General features: G+C 40.6%; 9 protein-coding genes. 3 read left to right on the top strand and 6 right to left on the bottom strand.

What is annotated here, in order from left to right:
- Nucleotides 1–10: 10 nt before the first annotated feature.
- Both acnA and cysB read right to left on the bottom strand, forming a co-directional pair.
- Complete coding sequence (gene acnA, locus P3L44_RS09780; protein WP_272661940.1) at nucleotides 11–2683, bottom strand: aconitate hydratase AcnA; 2673 nt, start codon at nucleotides 2681–2683, stop codon at nucleotides 11–13.
- A 278-nt stretch (nucleotides 2684–2961) separates the two neighbouring features.
- Nucleotides 2962–3936, bottom strand: a complete 975-nt coding sequence (gene cysB, locus P3L44_RS09775; protein WP_004254202.1) for an HTH-type transcriptional regulator CysB — start codon at nucleotides 3934–3936, stop codon at nucleotides 2962–2964.
- 315 nt (nucleotides 3937–4251) lie between these two features.
- Between cysB and P3L44_RS09770 the strand changes: the two genes are divergently transcribed.
- Nucleotides 4252–6285, top strand: coding sequence for a M13 family metallopeptidase (locus P3L44_RS09770; protein WP_272661938.1), 2034 nt, complete (start codon nucleotides 4252–4254; stop codon nucleotides 6283–6285).
- A 319-nt stretch (nucleotides 6286–6604) separates the two neighbouring features.
- Here P3L44_RS09770 and sodC read toward each other — a convergent pair whose 3' ends face one another.
- The 3 genes from sodC to topA all read right to left on the bottom strand — a co-directional run bounded on the left by sodC (nucleotide 6605) and on the right by topA (nucleotide 10444).
- Entirely contained in the window at nucleotides 6605–7129 is a 525-nt protein-coding gene (gene sodC, locus P3L44_RS09765) for a superoxide dismutase family protein (protein ID WP_004254197.1), read from the bottom strand.
- A 366-nt stretch (nucleotides 7130–7495) separates the two neighbouring features.
- Complete coding sequence (locus tag P3L44_RS09755) at nucleotides 7496–7675, bottom strand: hypothetical protein (protein WP_140172198.1); 180 nt, start codon at nucleotides 7673–7675, stop codon at nucleotides 7496–7498.
- A gap of 162 nt (nucleotides 7676–7837) precedes the next feature.
- Nucleotides 7838–10444 (bottom strand): type I DNA topoisomerase, encoded by a 2607-nt coding sequence (gene topA, locus P3L44_RS09750; RefSeq protein ID WP_140172199.1) that lies wholly within the window; start codon nucleotides 10442–10444, stop codon nucleotides 7838–7840.
- A 290-nt stretch (nucleotides 10445–10734) separates the two neighbouring features.
- On the opposite strand from topA, the gene P3L44_RS09745 reads away from it, so the two are divergent.
- Nucleotides 10735–10992, top strand: a complete 258-nt coding sequence (locus P3L44_RS09745; protein ID WP_094960535.1) for a DUF2498 family protein — start codon at nucleotides 10735–10737, stop codon at nucleotides 10990–10992.
- 96 nt (nucleotides 10993–11088) lie between these two features.
- Here the strand turns inward: P3L44_RS09745 and sohB are convergent, their stop codons facing one another.
- Nucleotides 11089–12135: a protease SohB gene (sohB, locus tag P3L44_RS09740; RefSeq protein ID WP_004254182.1), complete on the bottom strand. Its 1047-nt coding sequence runs from the start codon at nucleotides 12133–12135 to the stop codon at nucleotides 11089–11091.
- 177 nt (nucleotides 12136–12312) lie between these two features.
- Here sohB and P3L44_RS09735 point away from each other — a divergent pair, with 177 nt between their 5' ends.
- Nucleotides 12313–13077, top strand: coding sequence for a YciK family oxidoreductase (locus tag P3L44_RS09735; RefSeq protein ID WP_036957702.1), 765 nt, complete (start codon nucleotides 12313–12315; stop codon nucleotides 13075–13077).

Genomic DNA, 13077 nt, shown 5'->3' with positions numbered 1-13077 from the left:
AATTTAATGATTAATGTAGCATCTGTCTTATTACATAATGCAAAATACCACCATGACGGTAATAATCCATCTCCGTTGCGGTATCAATACGACAACGAGTTATAACTTCTTTTATATCCCCATTACCATAAGTGATTTTCACTGTGATATCCTGCCCTGGGGTAATTGACTGAAGCCCTGTGACATCAATGCGTTCATCACCTTTTAACCTGAGAGTTTTACGAGATACCCCATCTTTAAATTCTAAAGGTATAACCCCCATGCCAATCAAATTAGAACGGTGGATACGCTCGTATGATTCAGTAATGACAACTCTCACACCTAATAAATTCGTGCCTTTAGCTGCCCAATCTCGGCTAGAACCTGAACCATATTCTTTACCCGCAATGATAGCCAATGGGCGATTTTCTTGTTGATACAGCATCGCTGCATCATAAATCGCCATTTGTTTGCCTGTCGGTATATGTAAGGTATATCCCCCCTCTACACCTGGCACCATTTCATTGCGAATACGAATATTTGCAAATGTTCCTCGCATCATCACTTCATGGTTACCACGACGCGAACCATAAGAGTTGAAATCTGCAACAGCAACGCCGTGTTCTTGCAGATAACGCCCCGCTGGACTCTCTTTTTTGATATTCCCTGCAGGAGAAATATGGTCAGTGGTGACCGAGTCACCGAGGATCGCTAAAATATTTGCGCCATGAATATCTTTAACAGGTACTGGCTGAGATTGCATTCCTTCAAAGAAAGGTGGATGGCGGATATAGGTCGAGTCTGCTTGCCAGTGATAAGTTGAAGAGCTTTCAACTTTTAATGCTCTCCAAGCGTCATCACCTTCAAAGACCGCGTTATATTCCTTACGGAACATATCTGTTTTAACTTGCTGTACAGCTTGCGCAATTTCAGCACTTGATGGCCAAATATCTTTCAAATAAACATCATTACCCGATTTATCAACCCCGATAGGGTCAGTTTTCAAGTTGATATTCATATTACCCGCCAGTGCATAGGCAACAACAAGCGGCGGAGAGGCTAACCAGTTAGTTTTCACCAGTGGGTGAATTCGCCCTTCAAAGTTACGGTTTCCTGACAGCACGGCACCAACAGTAAGATCCGTTTGTTTAATCGCTTCTTCTATTGGTTCTGGTAATGGCCCTGAGTTACCAATACAGGTTGTGCATCCATACCCGACAAGGTTAAACCCAAGCTTATCTAAATACGGTGTTAAACCTGCAACGGCAAGATAATCAGTAACCACTTTAGAACCCGGTGCTAATGATGATTTAACCCACGGTTGGCGAACTAACCCTTTTTCAACGGCTTTTTTCGCTAATAGCCCCGCCGCCATTAATACACTTGGGTTCGACGTGTTTGTACAAGAGGTAATTGCTGCAATAACGACCGCGCCATCGGTTAATTCAAAGGTTTTATTTTGATATTTAACCGAAGGATAGCTCGATTGGATTTTCTTATTGACTTCTAATTCGACTGCGCCACGAAATGCTTTTGGTACTTGGCTAAGTTCGACTCTGTCTTGTGGACGTTTAGGCCCGGCTAAACTGGATTCGACTGTCGACATGTCTAACTCAAGTGTACTGGTAAAAATCGGTTCATCGCCCGCATAACGCCATAAACCCTGCTCTTTACTATAAGCTTCCACCAGCGCAATTTCATCATCACTGCGCCCAGTTAAACGCATATAAGACAGTGTTACTTCATCAACCGGGAAAAAGCCACAAGTTGCACCATATTCAGGGGACATATTCGCAATTGTTGCGCGGTCTGCTAATGGTAAATCGGCCAAGCCGTCACCATAGAATTCAACAAACTTACCCACGACACCATGTTGACGTAGCATTTGTGTCACTGTCAACACAAGGTCAGTTGCTGTGATCCCTTCGGATAATTTACCCGTTAATTTAAAACCAACAACGTCAGGGATTAGCATTGAAACCGGTTGGCCTAACATCGCGGCTTCAGCTTCAATACCACCGACACCCCAACCTAACACACCTAACCCGTTGATCATCGTCGTATGAGAGTCCGTACCCACTAAAGTATCGGGATAGGCATATAATTTACCGTCAATTTCTTCATACCATACTGCCTTGCCAAGGTATTCTAAATTAACTTGGTGACAGATACCGGTACCCGGCGGCACTACTTGAAAACGATTAAATGCTTTTTGGCCCCAACGTAAAAATAAATAACGTTCATGGTTACGCGCCATTTCAATTTCAACGTTATCGCCAAATGCTGATTCGGTTGCAAACTCATCCACCATCACCGAGTGGTCAATCACTAAATCAACAGGTGACAACGGGTTTACTTGCTCAACATTGCCGCCAAGGGATTTAACTGCTTCACGCATAGCGGCAAGATCAACAACAGCAGGAACACCCGTGAAGTCTTGCATGAGAACACGCGCTGGGCGATAAGCAATTTCTCTATCTGCATGCGCGTTTTTTTGCCAGTCAATTATTGCTTGTAAATCTTGTTCGACAACTGAGGTGCCATCAATATGACGTAATAGATTTTCGAGTAAAACTTTTAATGACTTAGGTAATTTAGTCCCCTCACCGAGCTTTTTTTCAGCAATCGCTAAACTGAAGTAATTATACTGCTTGTTTCCAACATTGAGTGTCGAAGCACTCGTTGTTTTTAGACTCAACGACATAACTCCTCCTTGGTTTTTATGGCTATGGCAATATTTGTATTTACCACCATTATTTTTTGTTAACCAATTGTAATCATAGTTGCTCTAGAAATTTGATTTATAGATTTTGTGCCAAATATTGAATTTTTCTCTATTAATAATAGGAAATTTAAGATAAGAAGGGAAATAAGTCAGGAAAAAACTAAGTACACCAACTCGGTAATAATAATAAAAACCCTAGAAATACGATCACTAGGGTTCCTACTTACAAATTATGACAAGGCAAAAATATAAAGAAATTAAATGATAGGCAGTTTCATATCTTTAAAAAACTCTTCAATTTCTTCATTGTTACGTATAGCAACCGCTTTATCGACCACATCACGGGTTAGATGCGGTGCGAAACGCCACATAAAATCATACATATAACTACGCAAGAAACTAGTACGTTTAAAACCAATCTTGGTTGTGCTATAGCTGAACTTATCACGCATATCAATCACAACTAAATCGCTATCACTAACAGGGTCAACGGCCATACTCGCGATAATACCGATCCCTAACCCTAATCTAACATAGGTTTTAATCACGTCAGCATCGGTTGCAGTAAAAATAATTTTGGGCTCAAGACCAATTTTCTGAAATGCCACATCTAATTCTGAACGGCCAGTAAACCCATGAGTATAGGTTACAATTTGATATTCAGAGATATCTTCAATAGTGACATTTTTTTTCGTTGCAAGTGGATGGTCTTTTTGCACGACCACACAGCGATTCCAATGGTAGCATGGCAACATAATCAAATCGTTATAAAGGTGCAATGCTTCGGTTGCTATCGCAAAATCACTGTTACCTTTGCACACTTCCTCAGCGATTTGCGTTGGTGATCCTTGCTGCATGTGCAATGAAACATGTGGATAACGCTCAATAAAACCTTTGATTGTCGGAGGCAAAGCATAACGAGCTTGTGTATGTGTCGTGGCAATACTCAAGCTACCTCTATCTGGATAAGTATGCTCCCCAGCAACCGAGCGGATCGCTTCTATTTTTGATAGCACTTCTCGGGAGATCCGTACCACTTCTTCCCCTGCGGGAGTAACATGCGTTAAGTGCTTACCACTACGCGCAAAAATTTGGATCCCAAGCTCATCTTCAAGCATCCGCACTTGTTTACTGATACCGGGCTGTGACGTAAAAAGCCCCTCAGCGGTTGAGGAGACATTCAAGTCATGGTTAACCACTTCAACAATATAACGTAATTGCTGCAATTTCATATTTCAGTCTACCTCATACAGGAATAATGTGCATTTGCTATCTATAGCTAAAGAATATTACATATAGCTAATAGTTATAATTGGTTTATTTGATATAACCAATATAACATCATTCTCTGAAGAATAAACAGTATGATGATAAAATTTCATCTAAATCCCCTCTACAATGAAGAAAAGCAGTAAGGTACTGCAAAGACGGATTAACTTTATTTCATTATGTGGTTCAATGAGTGAAATAAATTTTGCAGAACACTCGCTCCAAGGTTTAACGTATTAGAGTGGATATCGTAATTCTCAACGAAGAGAGGTGGTTACATGCGTTTAAATGTTTTGGCTTTAATTATTGGTATGTCGACTATTTCTTTTGCCCCGTCACTATTGGCAAAAGAAGTTAGTTATGGACAACAAAAAATTGTTTTGTCTGACACGATTGAACCCGGCAATGATTTTTACCGTTATGTGAATGAAGATTGGGTAAATAAAGCGCAAATCCCTACCGGTATGCCACGTATTAACTCTTTTGTGGAATTATACTTAAATACAGAAAAACAAATTCAATCGATAATTGACCAGCTACAGCAGATCCCCGAAAACAAACTTGCGCATAATCAACGAAATATTCGAAATTTATATCTCAGCTACCTGAATGAAGAAGCTATCGAGCAAGCTGGTATTAGCCCAATAAAATCCGATTTAGATGCCATTGCAAAAGCTAAAAATCATCATGATATTAGCCAGTTAATGACACAGCCTGACTATAAATCGCTGATTTCTTATTGGGTAGATTTAGATGCCAAAGCACCTGATACCTATGTGCTTTATATCGGTCAAGGCGGTTTAGGGCTGCCGAACCGTACTTATTACCTCGATAACACCCCTCAAATGGAAGATATTCGAAAAAGTTATATCGCTTATATCGCTACCATGTTAGAGCTAGCCGGTGAAAAAGATGTCACACAAAAAGCACAGAAAATTTTTGATTTAGAAAAAGCGATTGCAACTGTACATTGGAGCCCTGAGGCCCGCCGTGACACTATCAAAAATTACCATGCGATGACCTTAGCTGAAATGAAAAACCATACCCAAGGTTTTGATTGGGATAGCTTTATTACTAGCCGCAACTTAACTGATAAGCAACTTGCGAAAGTGGTCGTTGAAACGGACAGCGCAGTTGAACAAACTGCAAAGATTTTTGCAGATACCCCAGTTTCGACATTAAAAGATTACTTAACCTTTCAGTATATTAGTGAGCACGCACGTTATTTAAACCAAACCATCGCAGATGCACAGTTTGATTTTTACTCGAAAAAACTCAATGGTATTGAGAAGCAACGCACCCGCCAAGAGCGCGCTTTGCAAACCGTTAACTCACTCCAAGGTGAGCCATTAGGGCAAATTTACGTCGAACAATATTTCGACCCTCAAGCTAAAGAAAAAATTAAAGATTTGGTTAGTTATGTGAGAGGAACATTTAATTCACGCTTAAAAGTCAATGACTGGATGGATGAGCCTACTCGCCAAGAAGCCCTTAAAAAATTGGAACAATTCACGGTTAAAGTGGGTTATCCAGACCAATGGAATGATTTCAGTGAGATTAACCTTAAGCCCGATTCATTATTAGATAATTATAAGCAAGTTTTAGCTTGGTCATATGATGATATGATTGGCAAAATTGGTCAGCCTGTTCGTCAATGGGAATGGGGAATGACGCCACAAACAGTCAATGCCTATTTCAACCCTGTTCAAAATGAAATTGTGTTCCCTGCTGCAATTTTACAAGCACCGTTCTTTGACCCTAATGTTGACCCAGCCTATAACTATGGCGCAATAGGTGCAGTCATCGGCCACGAAATGGGCCATGGTTTTGACGACCAAGGCAGTTTATATGACGGAACCGGGCAGTTACGTAATTGGTGGAGTGAGAGCGCTAAAACCCACTTCAAAGAGAAAACCGCTAAGCTTGTTGAACAATATAACGGCTTTACTGTTGATGGCTTAAAGGTGAACGGTGAGCTTACATTAGGGGAGAATATTGGTGACCTCGGTGGGTTAAATATCGCCTTAAGTGCTTATAAGCAATTTGCCAAAGAAAACTACTCAAATGGTGAGGCTCCAATTATTGACGGAACAACTGGGTTACAGCGTTTCTTCATTGCTTGGGCACGCACGTGGCAAGAGCTGTCAAATAAAGAATCTGAACGTAATAAGATTATGACAGACCCTCATAGCCCTAACCAATTTCGCGCAAATGGCGTAGTACGCAATATTGATGACTGGTACGAAACATTCGGTGTTGATAAAAATAACGCCCTGTATTTGCCACCAGAACAGCGTATTCGTATTTGGTAATTTATCAATGACAAAAGAAGGCTCGAAATTTAGCGTGAGCCTTCTTTTTATGACTAGGCAGCAAGCGGCGCTAAGACCTAGGAGCATACATCAGTATGTAATTAACATTAGTAAGTCCAGATAACAATTCTGCTGTTTAAATCATATTCTAATCAATGCAATACTGTCTTTTAAACTACTTTATAATCAATACAATACGCTAAATAGTTCAAGTTGTGGCTAGGCAGCAAGCGGCGCTAAGACCTAGGAGCATACATCAGTATGTGACTAGGGTTAGCAAGCGCAGCTAACAACGCCACAGCTTGAAATATGACGCGTATTATTTGATGACGCCGCAGGCCATCCTAGCCCCACCACCGCCTAACGCTTCTGGATTATCAGAATAGTTATCACCACCCACATGCACCATCAATGCGCGGTCTTGAACATCTTTGAGTGATTTTAAACGTGGCGCTAGTACCGCATAATTAGCATTACCTTGACTATCGGCAACTAAGCCGGGTAAATCGCCTAAATGCCCTGTGTTATCATAAGGGCCTTTATGAACGCCTGTTTTGGCTGGGTCTAAATGACCACCTGCTTTTAATGCAGGTACCGATTTACCGTCTTTTTCTGCAGGTTCGCAGCTTGGGTTCTCATGAATATGGAAACCATGAATACCTGCTTGTAGTCCTGTTAATTTAGGCGTGAACAGTAATCCATATTCCGTTTCTGAGATAACAACCTCACCTATTGCTTTACCATCACCTGTGGGTGTCGCTTCTTTTAATACAACAGTAGACTGAGCAGCGTACGCTGTCCCCGCTGTCAATAATGCAGCCAGTAAACACATTTTTAACTTCATTTTGCCTCCGGTGGATAACTTTTATCTATCATTCCATCGACTTACCTAAATATTTCAGCAAGGTAAGGATTATTACTGCCAATTGATAACTACAACGACTCTATCTTAAGTTAACACAAATTAGTTATCACTTTGGTGCTACATTTGAGTTTAGTTAAAAATTGGCGGCTGTATCACAGTGAGCGATAAGAAATAAAAATAGGCTGGATTTAAACTGGGAGGAATTGAGATTATTAAAATTGAGGACTTCTATAGGTTCATTAGGAGTTTGTAGTTCTATCAATACCCTATTAATATTTACCAAATCATCAACAAATAAATAATTAATACCTTCAACAAACACCCCTTGGACGTGTATCTCTCTCACTATACCTTAGCAAGTTTTTCCATTGCTTTTTCATAGCGAGCGAAACCAAAATCAAAAACATTTTTGACTTGGACTTCATGTGAACATTGCTCGCTAATTGCTGGTTTAGGTGCAGCAATTTTACTTTTGTCACGAGCAGGTATCAATAAACGATTAGGCTTTTGTAATGCGTGACCCATTTTTATAACCTCTACTAAATCAATTCACTATAAAAACAAAAAATAACACTACCTGAACATAATGTAAGTCAACTTATTTCATTACAGTTTATTTTACCGTTTAATAAAAAAGCCAATCTAATTAAATGATTGGCTTTTTTGTTTGGAAACAAAAGAGAGCTATTACTTCTCTTTTACTTCCCACTTACCATCAACGTAGAATGCACTCCAACCCGTTGCTTTACCGTTTTTCTCTGAAGAAACATATTGTTGTTTCGTTTTGCGGCTAAAACGGACGACTGTTGGGTTACCTTCACCGTCTTCAGCCGGTGCTTCAGCTAAATATGCGAGTTTTTCAGGTAAACGGTCTTTAAAACGCTGTAATTCTGCCACTAGTGGTGCACGTGTTTCTCGTGATTTAGGGAATGTATTCGCCGCAAGGAAAACGCCAGCAGCCCCATCACGTAACACAAAATACGCATCAGATTTTTCACATGGAAGTTCCGGCAATGGCACTGGATCTTCTTTCGGTGGTGCCACTTCACCACTTCGTAAGATTTTACGCGTATTTTTACACTCTTCGTTAGTGCAACCCATGTACTTACCAAAACGCCCCATTTTCAGGTGCATTTCTGAACCACACTTGTCACACTCAATGACCGGACCGTCATAACCCTTAATACGGAACTCGCCTTCTTCGATTTCATAACCTTCACACGCAGGGTTATTACCACAAACATGTAATTTACGGCCATTATCAATCAAATAGCTGTCCATCGCGGTGCCGCATTTTGGACAACGACGTTTGGCTCTTAACGCATTAGTTTCCGCATCATCCCCTTCAAGGACATTAAGGACTTCGTCTTCAGGGATAAGGTTAATCGTTTTTTTACAACGCTCTTTGGGTGGTAATGCGTAACCAGAGCAACCTAAAAATACCCCAGTTGATGCGGTACGAATACCCATATGGCGCTCACAATCAGGGCAAGTGATTGAGGTAATTACCATTGGGTTGGTGCGCATTCCCCCTTCCTCTGGTTCTTTTTCAGCAACATCGAGCTGCTTACTAAAATCAGAGAAGAATTCATCTAATACGGCTTTCCATTCGGCATCATGGTTTGCAACATGGTCCAGTTGGTCTTCCATACGTGCAGTAAAATCATAGTTCATCAGATCGTTAAAGTTTTCCTCTAAGCGGTCTGTGACGATTTCACCCATTTTTTCTGCATAGAAACGACGGTTTTCAACTTTAACATAACCTCTGTCTTGGATCGTCGAAATAATCGCTGCATACGTTGAAGGACGGCCAATACCACGCTTTTCTAACTCTTTAACTAAAGACGCTTCACTAAAACGTGCTGGCGGCTTGGTAAAGTGTTGGCTAGGCAATAGTTCAACCAAAGACAACTCCGCACCAACTTGCATTGGTGGCAGCGTTTTGTCTTCATCATTTTTACGCAGTGCAGGCATGACTTTCGTCCAACCATCGAAACGCAGAGTACGCCCTTTGGCTTTTAGTTCAAAATCCCCTGCTTTGACTGTTAAGGTTGTTGAATCATATTTCGCAGGTGTCATTTGACAAGCCACAAACTGATTCCAAATCAATTGATACAACCTTTTCGCGTCGTTCTCCATGTCTTTTAGTGACTCAGGTAAAACATCGACACTAGAAGGACGAATGGCTTCGTGTGCCTCTTGCGAATTGTCTTTGCTACTATACACATTGGCATCTTTTGGCAGGTATTTCGCGCCAAAATTATCATTAATATAGCCACGAACCATGTCGAGTGCATCTTGACTCAAGTTTGTTGAGTCAGTACGCATATAAGTGATGTAACCCGCCTCATAAAGACGCTGAGCCATCATCATGGTTTTTTTCACGCCGAAACCTAAACGGGTACTAGCAGCTTGTTGTAGCGTTGACGTGATATACGGTGCGCTCGGTTTACTGGATGTCGGCCTATCTTCACGGTCAGTAACCGCAAAACGGGCATTTTCCAGTAATTTAACCGCCGCCTCTGTTTGCGCTTTATTGACTGGCTTAAATGCCTTACCACCTTGTGAAGTGACTTCCATACGCAAATTAGCGATATCTTTATCGGCTAAGTCGGCATGCAGTTCCCAATATTCTTCAGGAACGAAGGCTTTAATTTCCCGTTCACGTTCAACTATCAGTTTCACTGCAACTGATTGAACACGACCAGCAGATAAGCCACGAGCCACTTTTTTCCACAACAGTGGAGAAACCATGTAACCCACAACTCGGTCCATAAAACGACGCGCTTGTTGTGCGTTAACTCTATCTATATTTAATTCCCCAGGGCTATCAAATGCCTGAGTGATCGCATTTTTGGTGATCTCATTAAATACAACACGACTAAAACGAGAATCGTCTCCACCAATCACTTCACGTAAATGCCACGCAATAGCTTCCCCTTCTCGGTCCAAGTCCGTTGCAAGGTAGATGTGATCGGCATCCTCCGCCAGTGATTTAAGTTCAGAGACCACTTTTTCTTTACCTGGTAGAATTTGATAATTCGCTTTCCAACCATGGTAAGGGTCAATCCCCATGCGCTTAACTAATGCGTCACGCGGATCTTTTTTCACTTTCTTTGTTTTGTCGGTAGATGAGCCTGTACTCTTTTGTGAGCCGGTTTGTGAACCAGAGCCGCTTTTCGGCAGATCACGAATGTGGCCAACGCTGCTTTTTACAACGTAGCCACTGCCAAGATACTTATTAATCGTTTTGGCCTTTGCCGGGGACTCCACTATAACAAGAGCTTTACCCATATTTACCTTTACCTAAATATCAACAATGGCGCATTTCTACATTAAAATGCGCAAAATGAGAATCTCTTTTTTATATTGCGACACAATCACAATATATCAATATATTTTTAAACAATTATTTGTGTTGAAACAAAACTTATAAACTCAATCACGTTATTCTAAAAGGCACAAAGTGTCTTCTAGTCGACTGATTTTAACCATATAAAGATGTTTAGTCACAATTGAAAACCACACACTCTACCTGATAAAATGCTAGAAGCAACCAATTATTTTTTCAAGGAAGCCAAGTTATGCAAGACAATTTACCGTTCATCACAAAAAAAGAGTTACTTGAAAAAGCTAATGATATCATAAAGAAACATGATGATTATATTCATGGTATGTTTGTTGATACTGTAGAGCAGCATCGAGGTACATTGGTATTTAAAGGGGAGTTCTTCTTAGATGAGAACAATATCCCTACCTTAAAGAGTACCGCTGCTTTTAATATGTACAAACACCTTGCTCATGTACTATCAGAACAATACCAATTGAGTGATAATAACTAATTAACACGTTTGCTCTTTGTATATAATTTACCGGCTAAAAAGCCGGTAAATTAATAGTAGATTTAAAAACGCTTATTCGCTAGGCAAAATTGGAAATTACAAGAGTGGTTTTTGCCCACGCTGCCACCAGCGCAATAATAAATTATCCACGCTCTTTGCCGCGCTTCCCATAAACTTATCCATCATTTTTTTACTTAATACATAACGGATACTAACTATTTCCTTAGTATCAATTGCATTAATAATAAAATCATCACTCACACCAATATTATCCACAAGCCCTTTATCAAGCGCCTGTGAACCATACCAATACTCCCCTGTTGCAACTGCAGAAATATCTAAAGATGGGCGATTTTGATGAACAAATTGTTTAAACAATTCATGTGTTGAATTTAAATCTTCAACAAATTTCTTACGACCTTGCTCCGTGTTCTCACCTAACATGGTCAATGTACGTTTATATTCGCCAGCGGTGTGAAGTTCAACATCAACATCATGCTTTTTTAATAACCGATGAATATTTGGAATTTGAGCGACAACACCAATCGAACCAATAATGGCAAATGGCGCTGCGATAATTTTATCTGCGATGCACGCCATCATATATCCACCACTCGCAGCGACTTTATCTACCGCAATAGTCAGTGGGATATTTTTTTCTTTGATTCTTAGTAATTGTGAAGCCGCTAAGCCATAACCATGAACCATCCCACCTGGGCTTTCAAGTCTTAACAAAACCTCATCCTGTTGGTCTGCAACAGCGAGAATTGCACTGATCTCTTCACGTAAAGAGGCAACTTCACGTGCATCCATACTACCTTTGAAGTCTAAGACATATAAGCAAGGCTTTTTAACCCCTGTTTGGCCTAATTTAGCCCCAGTTTTCTCACTTTTTGATTTTGCTTTTTGCTGTTTTTTAAATGCTTTTAGCCATGCCTTATGTTCTGATTCATTCATTTTTATCTGCTGCATTTGGCGCTGACGCTCACGATAGCTTTCACCTAAATCTGTGATTTTCAAAGCACCTTTTGCTCCTTGTCTGCGCATACCTACGCCAAACACAAAAACAGCCAGCAAAACCACCGCTACCAAAATCGTAACGACTTTTGCTAAAAATAGCCCATACAATGAGAAATACTCCACAATCTGATCCTTTTGATATTTATCTTCAATACAAAAATAATCTCACGATTACGCGCAAACAACCAGAAAAAAACAGAGTTGGCACGACAAACCTTGTTAATACTATGTTAGATTAGCCAATTATCACAATCAGTGCGATGATAACCATACATGCTAATCACAATAGTAGGAAAGAATATGCTCCAATATCAGCCTAGACAAGACCTATTGAAAGGTAAAACTATTCTCGTGACAGGTGCCGGTGATGGCATTGGCCGTGAAGCCGCTCTCACTTATGCGCGCTATGGTGCATCCCTTATTCTTGTTGGTAGAACACTGCATAAATTACAATCAGTTAGTGATGAAATAGCGGCTTTAGATGGAAAGAATCCACCTTGCTTTATATTAGACTTATTAACCGCAACAATTGATGACTGCCATACACTCGCTTCGCAAGTTGCGTCAATAACGCCTTATTTAGATGGCGTTTTACACAACGCGGGAATACTTGGTGTAGTAGCCCCTATCTCTGAGCAACCCAGTGACCTATGGCATGATGTGATGCAAATAAATGTTAATGCCACATTCATGCTAACTCAAGCTTTGCTCCCTCTATTACTTAAAGCGCCTAATGCCTCGTTAGTTTTTACCAGTTCAAGTGTAGGTAAACAAGGTCGAGCCGGTTGGGGTGCTTATTCTGTCTCTAAATTTGCGACAGAAGGTTTAATGCAAATTCTATCCGAAGAGTATAAGCACAGTAATCTTCGTGTAAATTGTATTAATCCAGGTGGAACTCGAACCTCTATGCGAGCAAGTGCGTTCCCTGACGAAGATCCACTTAAATTGAAAACTCCTGCTGATATCATGCCTATTTATATCTATTTGATGGGTGATGATAGCCTGCGTAAAACAGGAAGTAGCTATGATGCACAACCCGGACGCAAGCCCGGTGCTGCGGAGTAA

Source organism: Providencia sp. PROV175, from assembly GCF_032707045.1.
GTDB classification, from domain to species: domain Bacteria; phylum Pseudomonadota; class Gammaproteobacteria; order Enterobacterales; family Enterobacteriaceae; genus Providencia; species Providencia hangzhouensis.
Note: the sequence above shows the minus strand (reverse complement) of the source record. Positions and strands in the feature narration are given on the sequence as shown.

What these genes read in the sequence shown, in the direction of transcription:
- acnA (WP_272661940.1), bottom strand. Translation starts at nt 2,683, where the DNA reads ATGTCGTTGAGTCTAAAAACAACGAGTGCTTCGACACTCAATGTTGGA.
- cysB (WP_004254202.1), bottom strand. Translation starts at nt 3,936, where the DNA reads ATGAAATTGCAGCAATTACGTTATATTGTTGAAGTGGTTAACCATGAC.
- P3L44_RS09770 (WP_272661938.1), top strand. Translation starts at nt 4,252, where the DNA reads ATGCGTTTAAATGTTTTGGCTTTAATTATTGGTATGTCGACTATTTCT.
- sodC (WP_004254197.1), bottom strand. Translation starts at nt 7,129, where the DNA reads ATGAAGTTAAAAATGTGTTTACTGGCTGCATTATTGACAGCGGGGACA.
- P3L44_RS09755 (WP_140172198.1), bottom strand. Translation starts at nt 7,675, where the DNA reads ATGGGTCACGCATTACAAAAGCCTAATCGTTTATTGATACCTGCTCGT.
- topA (WP_140172199.1), bottom strand. Translation starts at nt 10,444, where the DNA reads ATGGGTAAAGCTCTTGTTATAGTGGAGTCCCCGGCAAAGGCCAAAACG.
- P3L44_RS09745 (WP_094960535.1), top strand. Translation starts at nt 10,735, where the DNA reads ATGCAAGACAATTTACCGTTCATCACAAAAAAAGAGTTACTTGAAAAA.
- P3L44_RS09735 (WP_036957702.1), top strand. Translation starts at nt 12,313, where the DNA reads ATGCTCCAATATCAGCCTAGACAAGACCTATTGAAAGGTAAAACTATT.